15 protein-coding genes are annotated in these 16,745 nt (G+C 71.6%); 9 read left to right on the top strand and 6 right to left on the bottom strand.

What is annotated here, in order from left to right; all coding sequences use genetic code 11:
* Positions 1-70 precede the first annotated feature (70 nt).
* Positions 71-2,821 (bottom strand): penicillin acylase family protein, encoded by a 2,751-nt coding sequence (locus tag OHU74_RS31730; RefSeq protein ID WP_371619066.1) that lies wholly within the window; start codon positions 2,819-2,821, stop codon positions 71-73.
* Positions 2,822-2,975: 154 nt separating this feature from the next.
* Between OHU74_RS31730 and OHU74_RS31725 the strand changes: the two genes are divergently transcribed.
* Positions 2,976-3,275 carry a DUF2087 domain-containing protein gene (locus OHU74_RS31725; protein ID WP_371619065.1) on the top strand — a complete coding sequence of 100 codons (300 nt, stop codon included), beginning with the start codon at positions 2,976-2,978 and terminating at the stop codon, positions 3,273-3,275.
* On the opposite strand, the gene OHU74_RS31720 is transcribed toward OHU74_RS31725, so the two are convergent.
* Genes OHU74_RS31720 through OHU74_RS31710 form a run of 3 tightly spaced genes read right to left on the bottom strand, consistent with a single transcriptional unit; the run spans position 3,248 to position 5,653 of the window.
* Positions 3,248-4,030: a metallophosphoesterase gene (locus OHU74_RS31720; protein WP_371619064.1), complete on the bottom strand. Its 783-nt coding sequence runs from the start codon at positions 4,028-4,030 to the stop codon at positions 3,248-3,250. The two genes, OHU74_RS31725 and OHU74_RS31720, sit on opposite strands and share 28 nt — an antisense overlap.
* 40 nt (positions 4,031-4,070) lie before the next feature.
* Positions 4,071-4,799 carry an SDR family oxidoreductase gene (locus OHU74_RS31715; protein WP_371619063.1) on the bottom strand — a complete coding sequence of 243 codons (729 nt, stop codon included), beginning with the start codon at positions 4,797-4,799 and terminating at the stop codon, positions 4,071-4,073.
* A 26-nt stretch (positions 4,800-4,825) separates the two neighbouring features.
* A complete protein-coding gene (locus tag OHU74_RS31710; RefSeq protein WP_371619062.1) occupies positions 4,826-5,653 on the bottom strand; it encodes a helix-turn-helix domain-containing protein in 828 nt (275 codons plus the stop codon).
* A gap of 223 nt (positions 5,654-5,876) precedes the next feature.
* Between OHU74_RS31710 and OHU74_RS31705 the strand changes: the two genes are divergently transcribed.
* From OHU74_RS31705 to OHU74_RS31690, 4 genes are all read left to right on the top strand, one after another.
* The gene (locus OHU74_RS31705; RefSeq protein WP_371619061.1) at positions 5,877-6,620 is read left to right on the top strand and encodes an NADPH-dependent F420 reductase; all 744 of its coding nucleotides are present in this window, start codon (positions 5,877-5,879) and stop codon (positions 6,618-6,620) included.
* A gap of 103 nt (positions 6,621-6,723) precedes the next feature.
* A complete protein-coding gene (locus tag OHU74_RS31700; protein WP_371619060.1) occupies positions 6,724-7,113 on the top strand; it encodes a VOC family protein in 390 nt (129 codons plus the stop codon).
* A gap of 109 nt (positions 7,114-7,222) precedes the next feature.
* Positions 7,223-8,428, top strand: coding sequence for an NAD(P)/FAD-dependent oxidoreductase (locus tag OHU74_RS31695; protein ID WP_371619059.1), 1,206 nt, complete (start codon positions 7,223-7,225; stop codon positions 8,426-8,428).
* Positions 8,429-8,558: 130 nt separating this feature from the next.
* The gene (locus tag OHU74_RS31690) at positions 8,559-9,458 is read left to right on the top strand and encodes a LysR family transcriptional regulator (RefSeq protein ID WP_371619058.1); all 900 of its coding nucleotides are present in this window, start codon (positions 8,559-8,561) and stop codon (positions 9,456-9,458) included.
* Between the two features lie 54 nt (positions 9,459-9,512).
* Here the strand turns inward: OHU74_RS31690 and OHU74_RS31685 are convergent, their stop codons facing one another.
* A complete protein-coding gene (locus tag OHU74_RS31685; protein WP_371619057.1) occupies positions 9,513-10,496 on the bottom strand; it encodes an aldo/keto reductase in 984 nt (327 codons plus the stop codon).
* Positions 10,497-10,656: 160 nt separating this feature from the next.
* Between OHU74_RS31685 and OHU74_RS31680 the strand changes: the two genes are divergently transcribed.
* From OHU74_RS31680 to OHU74_RS31665, 4 genes are all read left to right on the top strand, one after another.
* Entirely contained in the window at positions 10,657-11,562 is a 906-nt protein-coding gene (locus OHU74_RS31680; RefSeq protein WP_371619056.1) for a TauD/TfdA family dioxygenase, read from the top strand.
* Positions 11,563-11,880: 318 nt separating this feature from the next.
* Complete coding sequence (locus OHU74_RS31675; RefSeq protein WP_371619055.1) at positions 11,881-12,246, top strand: SAV_915 family protein; 366 nt, start codon at positions 11,881-11,883, stop codon at positions 12,244-12,246.
* Positions 12,247-12,259: 13 nt separating this feature from the next.
* Positions 12,260-13,594, top strand: coding sequence for a diaminopimelate decarboxylase (gene lysA, locus OHU74_RS31670; protein ID WP_371619054.1), 1,335 nt, complete (start codon positions 12,260-12,262; stop codon positions 13,592-13,594).
* Positions 13,595-14,264: 670 nt separating this feature from the next.
* Positions 14,265-14,825 carry a PP2C family protein-serine/threonine phosphatase gene (locus tag OHU74_RS31665; protein ID WP_371619053.1) on the top strand — a complete coding sequence of 187 codons (561 nt, stop codon included), beginning with the start codon at positions 14,265-14,267 and terminating at the stop codon, positions 14,823-14,825.
* 455 nt (positions 14,826-15,280) lie between these two features.
* Here OHU74_RS31665 and OHU74_RS31660 read toward each other — a convergent pair whose 3' ends face one another.
* On the bottom strand, positions 15,281-16,711 hold the full coding sequence (locus OHU74_RS31660; protein WP_371619052.1) for an NAD(P)/FAD-dependent oxidoreductase: 1,431 nt from the start codon (positions 16,709-16,711) through the stop codon (positions 15,281-15,283).
* Positions 16,712-16,745: the final 34 nt, after the last annotated feature.

Here is a 16,745-nt window from a genome sequence, read left to right as displayed (position 1 = left end):
GCCACCGTACGAAGAGCCCGCCGGTCCCGGAGCGCTCCGGGGCCGGCGGGTGTCGTCGTGCGCAGAGGTCTCAGCGGTGGGCGGGGAACTCCACCACCTGCTGATAGGTGGGCCGGTTCTGCCAGTTGATCTGCGGATGGGCCAGACCGCCCACCGGCCGCTGCACGATCGAGTCCGCGCACCACTGGTTGCCCGCGGCGCAGGTCCCGTCCGCCGGATAGACGGCGGCGGGGGTGGCCGCGGCCGCCTGCTTGAGGGTGGCGGTCAGGGCGTCGCGGCACGCGGGGAGCGAGCCGCCCCCGCAGTACGTCCGGGCCAGCGGTCCGGACACCGGGCGGCCGAGCACCGTACGCAGGTCCTTGTCGGCGTAGCTCCACCAGCCGTACTGGAAGGCCGATCCGGCATGTGAACCGGTGGGCCCGTGGCCCGCGTTGGGTGCCTCGTCGATGGTGAGGGAGGCGCGCAGGGCATCGTAGAGAGGCGCTCCGAGGCCCGGCTTGAACTCGGCCTCGACGAGCAGCGGCCACCAGGCGTCCATGATCCGGACGGCGTCGGCGTGCGCGTACGCCTTCGACCCGGGAGCCGTCTCCTTTCGCTCGGTGCCCGCCGCCTGCCACGCGGCCAGTCTGTCGACGGCGGCGGCCACGGCCGGATCGGCGCCGGGGCCGCTGCGCAGTACGGCCAGCAGTTCGGGCAGCAGGTTCTCGGCGCGCAGGTCGGTGACGGCCGCGTCGGCCATGGCCTGGGTGAGCTTGGCGCGCGTCACCCCGCCGGCGGCGACGAGCGGTTTGACCCGCTGGTCGAGGAGGTCGCCGCGGTGGACGGAGCCCATTCCGAAGCCGGCCGCGCTGTACTCCTTGGCCTGCTTGTTGTTCCAACTGATGTAGTAGTCCTGGCCGATGGACTGCGGGTGTTCGGCGGGCGGGGTGTAGGCGGCGGTGTTGGCGACCGGGTCGAAGCCCTGCCACTCGTACCTCTGCTCGCCCCGGACGGGCAGTGCGGCGTCCACTCCGGCCGGGCGGACCGGGTTGGATCCGCTGTTGTAGTACGCCGCTTCGCGGGAGTCGGCGTAGAACCAGTTGAAGGCGTAGCCGATGTGCTGCGCCGCTTCCTGGAAGGTGCGGGCGTCCTTCACGTAGGAGGGGTCGTTGAGCATCTGGAAGCCGATGATCGAATCGGCCTCGTGGCGGTAGGTGGAGCGCAGAGCCGTATAGGCGACGGGCTTGCCGCCGACGGTCGCGCGGTGGGTGACGATGCCGTAGTTGGTGCGCCAGACCTGCATCCGGTAGGAGCCGTTGGGGGTGGAGTCCGCGACGGAGGACTTCCAGGCGTTGGTGTGCTCCAGCTTCTCCATGGGTGTGCAGGTGCCGCGGTAGAGGTAGGAGGTGCTCGCTCCGGTGGGGGCGGAGCCGCCCGGCTCGCACAGTTCGACGGCGAAGGTGTCGGTGATGTCCTGGCCGGCGGAGGTGGCGCTCCAGGCGTAGTCCTGGCCGCGGCCGAGCTGTACGTACATGCTGACGCCCGCGAAGGAGGCGCCGCGGGCGCTGATGCCGGGGCCCTGGAGCTCCTGGAGCATGAGGAGTTGGGGGGCCAGGTAGCCGGTCTGCGGGCCGAAGACGGCGACCGGGTGGCCGCTCGCGGTCTTGGCACCGGAGACGAGCAGGGCGTTGGACATGCTCTGTTTCATCAGTTTCGGCGGGTTGGCCGCGGCGGCGGTCGCGGCCGCGCCCGTACGGTCGTACACGAGCGGTTCGGCGGTGACCGAGCCGGCGTCGGGCAGGGCGGTGCCCTGCGGGTTCGCGGGCTTCTGGGCGTAGGGGAAGCTCGTGCCGTCGTGCACGGTCAGCACGGCTTCCGGATCCTCGCGCTCGCGGAAGGACTCCCAGACCCGGGTGCCCTCCTCCACCCCGTACTGCTGCTGCGCGGACAGCAGGGAGAGCGCGGCCTGCACCTCGCCGCCTCCGCCGCCGCCGAACAGGCCGCCGACGACGGAGGCGAGGGCGATCAGGTCGGTGAGTTTGAAGGGCTGGATCTCTCCGGCGTTGGTGATGGAGTTGACGTGGCCCGTCAGTACGTACTCGCCGGGGAAGTAGCGGCCGTTCTTGGACTGGACGCGGTAGGCGTTGATCCCGTCGATGTAGGCCTGCGAGTCCTCCATCGCGAGCCGTCCGCGCTCGCCCTCGGTGGTCCGGATCCGATCCACCTGGGCCTGCAAGTCAGCCTCGGTGTACGGGGCTTGCGGCCAGAACTGCTGCTCCAGGCCCTGGTTGGCGAGGGCCCCGCCCGCGAAGGGGGTGAGGTCGCCGCGGCCGACGTGGCGGAAGAGGTCCATCTGCCAGAGCCGGTCCTGGGCGGCGGCGTAGCCCGCACCGAAGGAAGTCCCGTAGCGGGTGGTGCCCTTGATGTGGGGGACGCCGGTCTTCTTGTCGCGGGTGATCGTCACGTCGGAGCGGGGGCTGGTGGTGGATTCGACCTGATCCGCGGGGACTCCGAAGGAGGCGTCGTTGAAGAAATCGTTGACCTTGGCGTCGGTGAGGCCCGGGTACCCGGCCACCAGCGAGTCGTAGCGCGCCAGTTGGTCGGAGGTGTGGGCGGGCATGGTGCCGAAGGCCTTGTGCGCCAGGATCTGCGCGAGGGTGGCGTTGCCGCTCTGACCGGGCGGCAGGATGTCGGCGCACTGCTGACCGCAGTAGTCGGCGATGGGAAGCGGTACGGGGCTGTCGGCGCCCGCGGCCGCGGCGGGCGGCGTCAGCAGGGCCGCGCCGAGGGCGATGAGTGCGGTGGCGACGGCAGTTCTCATGCGGGTGGTGGGGCGTCGCATACTTGCTCCTCCGTGGGGGGCAGGAACCGGTCACGGGGAGGGTACTGGCAGGTACTACCACGCAGTAAGATGAACGACCGTCACTTTTTGCGCGGGAGTCCGGCGGCGGAAAATGCGTTGCCCCCGGACGGATCGCCGGGTGATGCTCGGCCATATGTCCCAGAACACCGAAGCACCCGCCGCGCGCACCCAGCGAGGCGTGGCCGACCTCTTCACCGCCGCCGGCCGCCTCGCGGTCATCCCGCGCAAGCCGGCCCGCCGCGAGCAGCTGCTCGCCCACCTCACGCAGACCCTGTTCGCGACGGACCGCGACTACACGGAGTCCGAGGTGAACGGCCTGCTGCGCACCGTCCACGAGGACTGCGCCGCGCTGCGGCGGTACCTGGTCATCGCCGGGCACCTCACCCGGACCCGCGACGGCTCCGGCTACCGGCGGGCCACGACCACCCTGTAGTGGGTGGTCAGCCGCCCGTCCCCGCCGATGACGTGGAAGGCGAGGGCCGGCGGCTCGTCGAGGTGGACGTACTCGTTCTCCCCGGACGCCGCCTCCCACGGAAGCCTGGTCGTGGACACCACTCCGGGCGCCACCAGCAGCGGACGCCCCGCGAAGGTGGTGGCCGCGCCGGTGTGCGCGTGCCCGCACAGGAAGGCCGTCAGGTGCGGGTGGCGTTCGGCGAGCGCCGCGAGCCGTTCCTCGCCGAACTGCCGGATCCCGTCCACGTACGGGATGTGCAGCGGTACGGGCGGGTGGTGGAAGGCCACGAGTACGGGCACCTCCCGCGGGGTGGCGGCGAGCACCCCGTCCAGCCAGTCGATCGTCGTGTCCTGAAGGTGTCCCCGGTGTTCGCCGGGGACGGAGGAATCGCACACCGCGAGCACGAAGCCCTCCCCGCGCAGCACTTGGTCGACGGGGGCCGCGGACGGCCGCCCTTCACCGGCTCCGCCGGCCTCTCCGAGGAGCCCCCTGCGGAAGGCGGCCCGGTCGTCGTGGTTGCCCGGGCAGACGACCACCGGATGCCGCGAGCCGAGCAGTTGGCGCGCCTCCTCGTACTCCGCGGCGGTCGCGTGATCGGCGATGTCCCCGCTGACCAGCACCGCGTCGAGCTCGTAGGGGAGTTCCTCCAGGTACTCCATGACCGCTCGGGTCCGCTCGGCGGCACGGCCGCCGCCGTCGAGGTGGACGTCGCTGAGGTGGGCTATCACGATCACGGGCGGTGGCTCCTTGGGTCCGGACGTACGAGGGGATCGGTCAGACCTGTTCGAAATGGAACGCCTTGATGAAGCAGTCGCGGGGCTGGCCGACCGCGAAGACGATGCACTCCACGAGCGACTGCGCGGTGAGGGTGTCCTTGGACTCGCGCGGGGCGGTCTCCCACTCCTCGGAGAGCGGGTCGGGGTTGTCGAAGTCGGGCGGGTAGAGCGATATCACCCGGACCCCTTGGGGGCGCAGCCGCTTGGAGAGGATCTCGGTGAACCCTGCCTGGGCGCTCTTGGCCGCGTAGAAGGCATCGTGGGCGTCCGAGCGGTGATGCCCCGCCGTTCCGCACGTGGAGACCATCGTCACGACGTCCGGCTTGTCCGAGTTGAGCAGCAGGGGGAGGAAGTTCTTCACGGTCAGGACCGTGCCGGTGCCACCGGAGGCGATGGTGTCGATGACATCGGCGTCCGTCGCGGAGAGCAGATCCGGCCCTTCGAGCCAGCGGGAGCCGTTGTTGACGAGCAGGTCGACACGGTCCGTGTGCCGCGCGACGCCGGAGGCGAACTCGCGGATCGAGGAGGGGTCCGTCAGGTCGCAGGCGAAGGCGTGCACCTTCTGATGGCCGCGCTCGCGAATCTCGTCGCGGACGCGTTCGGCGGCATCGAGACCGCGGGCGGAGAGGAAGACCTCGGCGCCGAGCTCCGCCAGCCGGATGGCCAGGGTCCGCCCGAAGTCGCGGCCGGCCGCGGTGACGACGACGCGGTGGTTGTCGAATCTCATGCTGTCACTCCTGTTGCCCTGATTCCCTACAAGTGCGCGAGTGTGCGCAGCGCCTGCTCGGATGCGGTGCCCGGCTCGGCGGCGAACAGGTCCAGGCCCCAGCACGACGGTTCGTCCGGCAGGGCGATGAGTTCGCCGTGCAGGGTCAGTTCGCCCACGACGGGATGGTTCAGCACGTACGCCCGGTCCCGTACCTGCGCGACCGGGTGCTCCGCCCACATCCGGGCGAAGTCCGGGCTCAGTTCCCGCATGTGGTCGATGTGCGCCGCGAGTCCGGCGTCCCCGCGGTAGCGCCCGAGCAGGACGCGCAGGTGTGCCACGTGCGCGCGTGCCGCCCGCTCCCAACCGGCGTGGCGCAGCCACAGGTACGGCTCGGTGAACCACAGGTGCGAGACCGTGCGGCGCTCTTCCGGCAGTGTGGGGAAGTCGCCGAACACCGCCACCGCGAGCTGGTTCCAGCCGACGATCTGCGTGTGCCGCCCGACCAGCAGCGCCGGCGTCATCACGAACGACTCCAGCAGGTAGCGCAGGCCCGGACGGACATCCGCCGCGGCCTCGCCTCCCGCGCAGGGGCGGGGGCGTCGGGCGATCCGGTGCAGGTACGCGGATTCGTCCGCGTCCAGGCGCAGCGCCGTGGCGATGGCGTCCAGGACCTCGTCCGAGACGCTCTCGCCCTTGCCCTGTTCCAGGCGCGTGTAGTGGGCGGTGCTCACCCCCGCCAGCCGGGCCAGCTCCTCACGCCGCAGGCCCGCCACCCGGCGCACCGCGCCGTAGTCGCGCAACCCGACGTCCTGCGGGCGCAGTCGGGCACGGCGTGATGTGAGGAACTCGCTCAGCTCGGTCCGATCATCCACACCACGACCATACGACGCCCCTACGCCCGCACGTGCGCCGGGTGATCACGCCGTGAGCACGCACCACACGGACCTGGCCGGACGGTCACGGCAGAGCCAGGCTGTCAGGCGAACCACCCAGTGACCGCCGGACCACCCACGGACCACCAACGACCACCCAGCGGCCGCCCCCGGTCGGATCCACCCGAACGACCCGGACGACCCGGACGAACGGAGAGACGGCATGCCTCGAACACTCGGACTCATCGGCAGCGGAATGATCGGTTCTTCTGTCGCCCGCCTGGCCATCGCGGCCGGCCTGGAGGTCGTCCTCAGCAATGCGCGAGGACCGCAGACCCTTGCCGGCCTGGTCGCAGACCTGGGCCCGCGGGCCCGAGCCGCCACACCTGCGGAGGCGGCCCGCGCCGGGGACCTGGTGGTGGCGGCGATCCCGCTGCTTGCCCACGAACAGCTGCCCGCCGACGCCCTGGCCGGCAAAACGGTGCTGGACACGGCGAACTACTACCCCCAGCGCGACGGCCACCTGGCCGAACTGGACACGGGCGAGCTGACCTCCAGCGCTCGGCTCCAGCGCCACCTCAAGGGCTCCCGCGTCGTGAAGGCCTTCAACAGCATCACCCCGCACCAACTGCTCTCCCTCGCCCGGCCCGTGGGCGCCCCCGACCGCAGCGCCCTGCCCATCGCCGGCGACGATGCGCAGGCCAGGGCGGAGGCCGCCCGGCTGCTGAACCTCCTCGGCTACGACGCGGTGGACACCGGCGCCCTCGCCGCCAGTTGGCGCAGCGAACCGGACACACCGGTGTACGTCCGGCCGTATCTCGGCGACGTGCCCGCCATGGGCGTCGAGGAGTTCCTCCGCTGGACCTTCGGGACACCGGGCATCGCCGTTCCCGCGGCGCAGGTCCGCAGGCTCGTCGACGGCGCGCTGCGCCGACCGGCAGGCGAGGCCCTGCTCCCCTCATCGTGAACCGCTGTGTTAACCACCGTTGCGGCACACCACCTTGATCCACTTCCCGGCTCCTCCGATTCTTGACCGTGTCTCAAGACGCCACCCGGGAGGAGATCGATACATGAACGTCATCGCGTCGGCCGTGTTGTTGACCGTTGGTGATCCGGCGGCATCGAGCCGGTTCTTCACCGGTCATCTGGGGTTCCGCGAAGTGTTAGTGGCCGAGGACGTCATCCACCTCTCGCGCGACGACGCGGCCGCCGACCTGGTCATCCTGCAATCCGATCCACAACCGCGCCCCGGGACGGGGCCTCCGGCTCCGCGGGCCGAAGTGACGGTGTCCTTCTCGGTCACCGACCTCCCCGCCGAGTACGAGCGGCTGCGGCGGGAAGGTGCGCGGATCGCGATGCCGCTGCGCCAGGAGCCTTGGGGCGAGTGGGTGTTACAGCTCGAGGACCCCAACGGCGTGCCGGTCCAGCTGGTGGAGTGGGTGGCGCCCTCCGGCGCCTGACCCTTCCCCGCCTCCTGCCCGAACGCCGTTCACCACCGCGCATCCACTCCGCCGGCCCGCCGCAAGACGGCCTGGCCCGCACCCCCTTGAACGATGGAGCACACACACCATGAGCAGGAACACCGAAGTGGCCGTCATCGGCGGCGGATACGCCGGAGTCATGGCAGCGAACCGGCTGACCCAGCGCGGCGACGTGACGGTGACGCTGGTCAACCCGCGTCCGGACTTCGTCCACCGCATCCGCCTGCACCAGCTGGTGGGCGGGTCCGACCCCGCGGTCCTCGCCTACCAGGACGTCCTGGCCGAGGGCGTCCGGCTGGTGGTCGACACCGTGGCACTGATCGACGCGGACGAGCGCAGCCTCGCGCTCGCCTCGGGCGGCACGCTCGGCTACGACTACCTGGTCTACGCCGTGGGCAGCGGCAGCGCCGACCCGGGCGTGCCGGGAGCGGCCGAGTTCGCCCACCCGATCGCCACGCTGGAGGACGCGCAGCGGCTGATACCGGCCCTGGACGCGGCCCCACAAGGTGCCGCGGTGACCGTGGTCGGGGCCGGCCCGACCGGCATCGAGACCGCCTCCGAGCTCGCCGAGCAGGGCCACACGGTGACCCTGGTCTGCGGCGGGGTCCTGGGCCCGTACCTGCACGCCCGCGGCCGCCGCACGGTCGCCGCCCGGCTCGCCCGGCTCGGCGTGACCGTACTCGACGGCCCCGGCACGAAGGTCACCGCGGTGAGCCACGACTCCGTACGGCTCTCCGACGGCCACGACCTGCCGAGTGCCGTGACCATCTGGACCGCCGGCTTCAGCGTGCCGGACCTGGCCGTGCGCAGCGGTCTGAGCACCGACGCGCTGGGCCGGCTGCTGACGGACGAGACGCTGACCAGCGTGGACGACGTACGCATCTTCGCGGCCGGGGACTCGGCGGCCCCGTCGGGCCTGCCGCTGCGGATGAGCTGCCAGGCCGCGATGCCCTTGGGTGCGCGGGCCGCCGACACGGTGCTCAGCCGGATCGCGGGCGAGGAGCCCGCGCCCCTCAACCAGCCGTTCGGCGCCCAGTGCATCAGCCTGGGCCGACACGGCGGCATCTTCCAGTTCGCCAACCGGTCCGATGTCGCGGTGTGGTTCAACGTCAACGGGTTCCTGGGTGCGAAGCTCAAGGAGACCGTGTGCAAGGTCGTCCCCAAGCACCTGGCCGACGAGGCGGACAAGCCCGGTTCGTACAGCTTGCACCTCAAGTCGGGAGCTGAAGCGCGCCAGCAGCTGCTGGAGGCCAAGCGCGGCGCGGCGCCTGCCACCGCGGAGCGGGTCGTTTAGGGGGTGTCGATGCGGTCCGACCCGGTCGGACCGCATGCCCTCAACCCTCCTGCGGGTCGCGGTGATGATCAAGGTAGACTCCCGCGCTGTTCGATAGCCGCCGGGTTATCGCCGGAGAACTGGGGAGCCGGTGGAGCTGCGGGACGTCGAGATCTTCCTGGTGCTGGCCGAGGAGCTGCATTTCGGCCGGACCGCGGAGCGGCTGCACGTCTCCCCGGCGCGCGTGAGCCAGGCCATCAAGAAGCAGGAGCGGCGCATCGGCGCCGAACTGTTCAGCCGCACCAGTCGGACCGTACGCCTGACCGAGATCGGCCGGCAGCTCCGTGACGACCTGCGCCCGGTCCACGCCGGCCTGCACGCATCCCTGGATCGCGCCCGGCTGGCCGCCCGCGGCATCACCGCACAGCTGCGCGTCAGCATGCTGCCCTTCAACATCGTCGATCTGCACCCCTACTGGAAGGCGTTCCGCTCGCGGTACCCCCACTGGGGACTCCAGATCCGCCAGACGACCTTCACCGATGTGTTCGGCCAGCTCCGTTCCGGTGCCATGGACGTCGTCGTCGCCTGGCTGCCGGTGGAGGAGGCGGACTTCACCGTCGGCCCGACCCTGTGCACCGACTCCCGGATCCTTGCCGTTGCCTCAGACCACCAGCTCGTGGGACGGGAGTCCGTGCCCCTCGAGCTGTTCGCCGAATTCCCGCACAGCACGGCCCTCGGCCTGGAGGACTACTGGGAGGACAGCTACCTGCCCTTCCACACCCCACGGGGCCGGACGATCGAGCGCATCGCGCCCGCGGGCACCGCCGATGACCTGATCAGCATGGTCGGCATGGGCGAGATCATCCACAGCTTCCCCGGCCATGTCACCCGGTACTGGGGTGGTATGCCGAACATCCGATGGCTTCCCGTCCCCGACCTGCCGGCCATGACCTTCGCCCTGGTCTGGCGGACCGAGGCCGAGAACGACCTGATCCGCGCCCTGGCCGACACGGTGCGCGACCTCGGCGCGTTCCGGTTCGATCAGCAGTGAACAACTGGGTGACTTTCAGGCTTGGTTCATGGAGTCCGCGAGAGAGGGGCGAGCTCACTGCTCGAGTCGGGTCATATCGGGTGCCCGCGCTCCGGCGGCCTCGCCCACCGCCTCGGTGGCCGCCCGAAGCAGGTCGGGCGAGAGGCTGAGGCCGAGGGAGCCGGTGTTCTCGCGCAGGTGGGCCCGTCTGCGCATTCCGGGGAGCGGAAACACGTCCGTTCCCTGCCCGAGCAGCCAGGCGAGCGCCAGCTGCGCGGGGGTGCATCCGGATTCCGACGCGAGCGTACGTACGCGCTCGACGAGGCGCAGATTGGCGGTGAGGTCGTCACCGAGGAAGCGCGGCTGCTGCCGCCGGATGTCGTCGGCGGCCAGCCCCTCCACGGTCGCCGGCCCGCCGGCGAGAAGACCCCGGCCCAGCGGCGCGTAGGCCACCACCGCCACCCCGAACTCCCGCGCGACAGGCAGGATTTCTCTCTCCAGTCCACGGGTCCACAGCGAGTACTCGCTTTGCAGTGCGGCGATCGGAGCCTCGGCGCAGCCCCGCCGCAGCGTCTCGGCGCTCACTTCGGAAAGCCCCAGGAATCGGACCTTGCCCTCGGCCACCAGGCCGGCCATCGCGCCGACGGTCTCCTCGATCGGCACATCCGGATTTCGGCGATGGAGATAGAAGAGGTCGATGTGATCCACCGCTAGCCGCCTGAGCGATGCCTCACACGCACGCCGGGCGTACCCCGGAGAGGAGTCGATCCTCCGCGCCCGCGGATCCTCGCTGCGCACCACACCGAACTTGGTCGCCAGGAAGACCTCGTCACGGCGCCCGGCGATGGCCCGCCCGACCAACTCCTCATTGGTGTGCGGACCGTACATGTCGGCCGTGTCGAGGAAGTTCAGGCCGTGGTCGAGGGCCTCGTGGAGCGTGGCCCTCGACTCCGCCTCGTCGGCGGGACCGTAGAAGTCCGACATCCCCATGCAGCCCACTCCGAGGGCTGACACCCAGGGGCCGTCCCGCCCCAGTCGCCGCAGTTGCCCCATCGGCATCGACACCTCCCCGCCTCGCAGCGTACGGACAGGTGCGGCTGCCGAGGAGGCGCGATTGCGCCTTCCGCCGATCCGCCACGGCGGCCTAGCCTCGCAGCGGCTGCCCGGTCGACGCCGGCCGGTGCCGGGCCGGTGCCGGGCCGACGAAGGAGCGTGAACCGTGGCGAAGCCCTCGCACGGCTGGACCGGCCGGAAGCAGGCCGAGGCCGAGGCGTACGGATTGCCGTACGACCCCGACCACGCGGCCCTGGCCCGGCGACTGCGTGAGAGGCTGCGGTCGGGTGACGGCTTCACGGTCGTCCGAGGGACCCCGGCGCGCACCATGACCACCGCCCAAGCCCAGGAGCTGGCAGTCTCGATGATCCGGCCCCTCGGTGATCCGCTCCCCCAGGGCGAGGGCGCGGAGCGGACCACGGGCTGGCTCGTACGGGACGAGCGCGTCTCCCAGTACACCGACGACCGGCGTTTCCACGAGGTCGCCTACACATCGAAATCGCGTGGCGATCTGCACCTCCACAACGACATGGCGGTGACGCCGTTCGGCGCCGAACCCGCCTACTTGGCCTTGCTCGCCCACCGTGTGGCACGCCGGGGCGGGGAGTCCGTCCTCGCGGACGGCGCAATGGTGCATCACACCCTGGGCGAGGAGTATCCCCGCGAACTGGGCCTGCTCCGTACCCCGTTCGCCTTCGATCGGCGCCATGTGACACCGGCCGGCGAGAGTCCGGTCGTCTGGGGTCCCGCCTTCGCCGAGCACGGCGGGCACCTCCGCGTCCGGTGCAATGTCAGGCGGATGCGCAGCGCCTACGACCTGCTCGGCCAGCCCCTGCCTCCGGACCGTCGCGCAGCGATCGACGCCCTGGAGGAAGTCCTGTCCCGCTCCGCCCTCTCCATCACCGTCGCCTTGGAGGAAGGAGATTGCCTGGTCCTGAACGACCAGCGCATCCTCCACGGCCGCACTGCCTACGAGGATCACGAACCCCTCGGCCGTAGGCGCTGCCTGATCCGAGTCATGGCCGCAGAGAGCCCGACCCGTCAGCGAGTCCCCGATGACTCATCGGCTTGACCGGGTCCAGTGAGGGCGACGGCCAGGCCCGGCAGCGCGAACGGGTCAAGGCCCAGGTCGCCTCCTTCGGATCTTGCCGGTCAGGTCGGCGTCGTCCGGTGCTGACGGCGCACCGGGCGGCTGAGCGCGTCGATCGCGTGCCGGAAAGCCCGGCTCCCCCGTCAGTGATCCGTAAGGACTTGGCCGGGAGCCGTATGGGACCCGTTACGAGGCGACCGAAGGTGCGCAGGTGCGGGGATACGTTCGATGACGCGTCCCGGACCGCCTCCCCGCACCCGGGGCGCCACCTGTCACTCGTGGTTCCTCAGGGAGGGCCCCATGTGTTTGTTTCAGTTCGCCGACGACGCCGAGCCTGAAGAACGGATCCCGGCCGGGCCCCTGTACGTGCCCGCCCGGCCGGGAGCAGCACACCTGGTGGTGCGTCTGTTCCGCACCCCGCTGGGAACGCGCACGGCTGTCGGCTTCACCAGCCCGGACCGGCTGGCCGCCACGCTCGGCGCGGCCCAGCCCTGGATCCGGCTTTCCGAGGCCGCGCTCCGCGCGCTGGCCGAGCCGCTCGGAGTGTCCCTGCTGACCATCGACCCGGCCCTCACCGCGCCCCCGGTCACTTCGACGGCAAGCACCGGTCCGGCGGTCGGGGCACCGCTCCCGCACGTACCCGAGACCACCGCCCGGACCGTGTGAAGGGGAGCGCTCCATGACCGTCACCGTTCTCCCCGAAATACCGGCCGGCGCCGGCGAACTGTCCATCTGGCCCGCATCCACGGCCGCACTCCCGCACGGCGACCTGGCCGTCGCCGGAGTGTCCCTCGCCGAGATCGCCGAGCGCTTCGACACCCCGGTCTACGTCCTGGACGAGGGCGAGGTACGCGGACGCTGCCGGACGTACCGGGAGGCCTTTCCCGAGGCCGGTGTGCTGTACGCCGCCAAGGCGTTCCTCTCCCGCGCGATGGTGCGCTGGGTCGACGAGGAAGGCCTCGGGCTCGACGTGTGCTCGGCGGGCGAGTTGGAGCTCGCCGTCACCGCCGGCTTCCCGCCCGAACGCATCGTGCTGCACGGCAACGCCAAGTCGCCCCGCGACCTGGAGGCGGCTCTGCGGCTCGGCGTGGGGCGGATCGTCATCGACAGCCCGTCCGAGATCGCCCGGATCGCGGCCGCCGTCGGCCCCGAAGGTCGCCAGAAGGTCATGGTGCGGGTGGTGCCCGGCGTCGCGGCAGGCGGCCACGACAAGATCCGTACCGGTACGGACGACCAGAAGTTCGGGCTGTCCCTCGCCGACGGGGGCGCGCAGTACGCCGTCGCGCGGATCCTCGGCCAGCCACAGCTCGAACTCACCGGACTGCACTGCCACATCGGCTCCCAGATCACCGAGGTGAAGCCCTACCTCGTGGCCCTGCGCCGGATGGTGGGGCTGATGGCCCGGATCCGTGATGCGCACGGCGTCGTCCTGCCGGAGCTGGACATGGGCGGCGGCCACGGCATCGCCTACCGGCCCGGCGAGGCCGCCCTCGACCTGACCGCGCTGGCGGTACGGCTGCGCGCAGAGCTCGTCGAAGGCTGCGCCGCCGCCGGGCTGACCGTACCCCGGCTCCTCATCGAGCCCGGACGGGCCGTCGTCGGGCCGGCCGGAGTCGCCCTGTACCGGGTGCTCGCCGTGAAACACACCGGCGAGAAGGTGTTCGTCGCCGTCGACGGCGGCATGAGCGACAACCCACGGCCCGCCCTGTACGGGGTGCGCTACGCGCCCCGCCTCATCGGCCGCCGCTCGACGGCCGGTCCCCGTAGGACGACCGTAGTCGGACGGCACTGCGAGGCCGGCGACATCCTCGCGGAGACCGCGGAACTGCCGGGTGACATCCACCCCGGCGACCTGGTAGCCGTACCGGTCGCGGGCGCCTACCAGCTGTCCATGGCCTCCAGCTACAACCTCGTCGGCCGCCCGGCGGTCGTCGCGGTCCACGAAGGCACGGCCCGGCTCCTCGTGCGGCGAGAGACGCTGGAGGACTTCCGCAGCCGGGACATCGGTAGCTAGTGCCGCGTCAGGCAACGTTCGCCCCGTCGCGGGCGAACATTGCCTGACGCGGCACCAGGCCGTCTCTTCCAGATCCCGCCGGCCCCTCCCCTGAGCGAGGGCGCCCGACTCCCGCAGTACAGGGGCCGGTTCGCCGGTGACTTCCGACTCGTCCACCATCGCGGCGCCGTCGACTTCCTCCCCGTCGGCCGGGATCATCTCGCCAGCCCCGACTCGGAGAAATTGGCGCCGCCTTGACGGCGGCGCACGAGATGCGGCAACCATCCGTCAGGGGTGCGTCAACGCAGGTCCCCGCAGTTCAGCGCAGGTCAGTGCACGTCGTCGGTGATGCGGAAGCGCAGTCGGCAGATGACGGCGTCGGTGTCGCGGCGTACCGCGTGGGCGACGACGGAACCGCGTTGGTTCTGCAGCATCCGCTGCCACAGGTGGGCGGGTTCGGTTTCCGGGATGAGGACGCATCCACATCGGGCACGCCCGGCTCCTGGCGGCCACGGAGAAGACCGCGGTCGATCTCCAGCGTGCCCTGGTCACCGAACCCGGCCGGCCGCATCCCAATCTGGAGATCGCCAGCCGCTACCTGCCCCTCGGAGGTCGCGCCCTGGTCGGCGGCGACTGGTTCGAGGCGGTCCGCCTGCACTTCGGCCGCACCCTGCTCGTGGTCGGGGACGTCATGGGACACGGCCTGGATGCCGCCGTCGACATGAACGCCTACCGCGCCGCCCTGCGCGAGTTCGCCTCCACCGATCTGGCCCCGCACCGGGTGCTGCGCCAGATGGACGCGCTGTCCGCATCGGACGAGGCGCGTCGGCCCGCGACCTGCCTGCTCGTCCGGGTCGATCCCGCCCGCGGCACAGCCGTCTACGCCAGCGCCGGACACCTGCCGCCCGCCGTGTTCATCGGCGACGGCGCGGGCGAGCTGCTGGACGTCCCCGTCGGCCCGCCGCTCGGTACGGGCGTCGGCGGCTACGAGGCACTGGCCCGGCCGATCAGCTCCGAGCAGACCCTGCTGCTCTACACGGACGGTCTGGTGGAACGCCGCGGCGAGGACATCGACACGTCACTGGCCAGGCTCACGGCCCTGCACATGAGCGGCGACGCACGGCTCGTGGACGTGGTGGACGCGGTCTGCGACGGACTCGATGCGCAGCACGCCGAGGACGACGTCGCGGTCGTGGCAGCCCGCCTGCGCCCCCGACATCCGCACAACACCCACCACAGCGGCACCTCCTGACCCGCCGGGTGAGGTGCGCTCACCATCGCAGCTCCGTGGGCCCCGTACGCGGAGTCACCCGCGCCCCGAGCACCGAGACGTGGAGTCGATCGCGGCCGCCGCACCATCGATACAGAGGTACGGAGTGACGCGCAGTGATCGAGGTCGGGAGACCGGCGGGCCCCGCAGGTGTGGTGGGTTGGCAGCTGCGGAACTTCCCGTTGAATTCCGTGGTGCGGTAATGGGCTGTCGAGTTTCGAACTTTCACCCCGAAGCTCGAGTGAACTGTCAGGTGTCAACGATCTGGGCTTCGAGGTCGGCGCCGCGGCGGTCCTGGAAGCGGAGGTTGGAGCGGGCGGCCGACGCGACACCGGCCTGGGCCTTCTTCCGCCGATGGCGGCCGAAGTCGGCCGATGGCCTCCTGGATCCGTTGGAGAAGGGCCTCGGTCCTTCGACGGCGGGCCGCCGGGCGGTAGCTACCCCCTGTACGCCTCCAGCAGCCGCAGCCAGATCTCGCTGATCGTCGGGAACGCCGGGACCGCGTGCCACAGGCGATCGATCGGGACCTGCGCCGCGACCGCGATCGTCGCCGCGTGCAGCAGCTCGGCCGCGCCCGGACCTACGAAGGTCACCCCGAGCAGGATCTCGCGGTCCAGGTCCACCACCATGCGGGCCCGGCCGTGGTAGCCGTCGGCGTACAGGCCGGCGCCGGAGACCTTGCCGAGGTCGTAGTCGACGGCCCGGACCCGGTGGCCCGCCCGCTCGGCTTCCGCGAAGGTCAGCCCGACCGACGCGGCCTCCGGGTCGGTGAAGACGGCCTGCGGGAGGGCCTCGGTGTCGGCGGTCGCCGCGTGGGCGCCCCAAGGGCCGGTGTCGAGCTGCGCGTCGCCCGCCGCGCGGGCGGCGATGACGGCTCCCGCGATCCGGGCCTGGTACTTCCCCTGGTGGGTGAGGAGCGCCCGGTGGTTGACGTCGCCGACCGCGTACAGCCAGTCGATCCCCGGGACCCGGCAGCTGTCGTCCACCGCGATCCACCCGCCCGGCGTGAGGCCGACGGTGTCCAGGCCGATGTCCTCGGTGCGCGGCGAGCGGCCGGTCGCCATCAGCAGTTCGTCGCCCTCCAGCGTCTCGCCGCCTTCGAGCACCACGGTGACGGGCCCGGTAGAGCCGTCCCGTACGACGGACTCCACCGCGACTCCCGTACGGACCTTCGCGCCCGCCTCGCGCAGGGCCTCGGCCACCAGCTCCCCGGCAAACGGCTCCATGCGCGGCAGCAGCCCGGAGCCCCGTACGAGCAGGGTCACCTCGGAGCCGAGTGCCTGCCAGGCGGTGGCCATCTCGCTGGCCACGACCGAGCCGCCGACGATCAGCAGCCGGCCCGGCGCCGCCTGGGCGGAGGTCGCCTCGCGGCTGGTCCACGGCCGGGCGTCCACCAGGCCGGGCAGATCGGGGATCACGGCCCGGGTGCCGGTCGCGATGACCACGGCGTGCCGGGCGGCGAGCACGTGGTGCTCCCCCTCGGGGCTGGTGACGGCGACCTTCCGGACCCCGTACAGCCGCCCGTGCCCCCGGTACACGTGGGCGCCGACCGACTCCAGCCAGTCGATCTGGCCGTCGTCCTTCCAGTTGCCGGTCCAGTAGTCCCGGTGCGCGAACACCGCCTGGGCGTCCAGCGGGCCGGCGACGGCTCCTGCGAGACCCGGCACCCGGCGCGCGTCCGCCCGGGCGAGCACCGGGCGCAGCAGCGCCTTGCTGGGCACGCAGGCCCAGTACGAGCACTCGCCGCCCACCAGCTCGCTCTCGACCAGGGCCGTACTCAGCCCGGCGGCGCGGGTCCGGTCCACGATGTTCTCGCCGGCCGGGCCCCCGCCGAGGACCACTACGTCGTACTCCACCGCTTCAGTCATACGGGCCAGTCTCACCGCAGGGCGAGGGCCCGTC

This window comes from Streptomyces sp. NBC_00454, assembly GCF_041434015.1.
Taxonomy (GTDB): domain Bacteria; phylum Actinomycetota; class Actinomycetes; order Streptomycetales; family Streptomycetaceae; genus Streptomyces.
Note: the sequence above shows the minus strand (reverse complement) of the source record. Positions and strands in the feature narration are given on the sequence as shown.

Bases quoted from the DNA above. Each gene is read 5' to 3' on its own strand.
- OHU74_RS31730 (WP_371619066.1), bottom strand. From the start codon at position 2,821: ATGCGACGCCCCACCACCCGCATGAGAACTGCCGTCGCCACCGCACTC.
- OHU74_RS31715 (WP_371619063.1), bottom strand. From the start codon at position 4,799: ATGAGATTCGACAACCACCGCGTCGTCGTCACCGCGGCCGGCCGCGAC.
- OHU74_RS31665 (WP_371619053.1), top strand. From the start codon at position 14,265: ATGGGACACGGCCTGGATGCCGCCGTCGACATGAACGCCTACCGCGCC.
- OHU74_RS31685 (WP_371619057.1), bottom strand. From the start codon at position 10,496: ATGCCGATGGGGCAACTGCGGCGACTGGGGCGGGACGGCCCCTGGGTG.
- OHU74_RS31660 (WP_371619052.1), bottom strand. From the start codon at position 16,711: ATGACTGAAGCGGTGGAGTACGACGTAGTGGTCCTCGGCGGGGGCCCG.
- OHU74_RS31695 (WP_371619059.1), top strand. From the start codon at position 7,223: ATGAGCAGGAACACCGAAGTGGCCGTCATCGGCGGCGGATACGCCGGA.
- OHU74_RS31700 (WP_371619060.1), top strand. From the start codon at position 6,724: ATGAACGTCATCGCGTCGGCCGTGTTGTTGACCGTTGGTGATCCGGCG.
- OHU74_RS31675 (WP_371619055.1), top strand. From the start codon at position 11,881: ATGTGTTTGTTTCAGTTCGCCGACGACGCCGAGCCTGAAGAACGGATC.
- OHU74_RS31705 (WP_371619061.1), top strand. From the start codon at position 5,877: ATGCCTCGAACACTCGGACTCATCGGCAGCGGAATGATCGGTTCTTCT.
- lysA (WP_371619054.1), top strand. From the start codon at position 12,260: ATGACCGTCACCGTTCTCCCCGAAATACCGGCCGGCGCCGGCGAACTG.
- OHU74_RS31725 (WP_371619065.1), top strand. From the start codon at position 2,976: ATGTCCCAGAACACCGAAGCACCCGCCGCGCGCACCCAGCGAGGCGTG.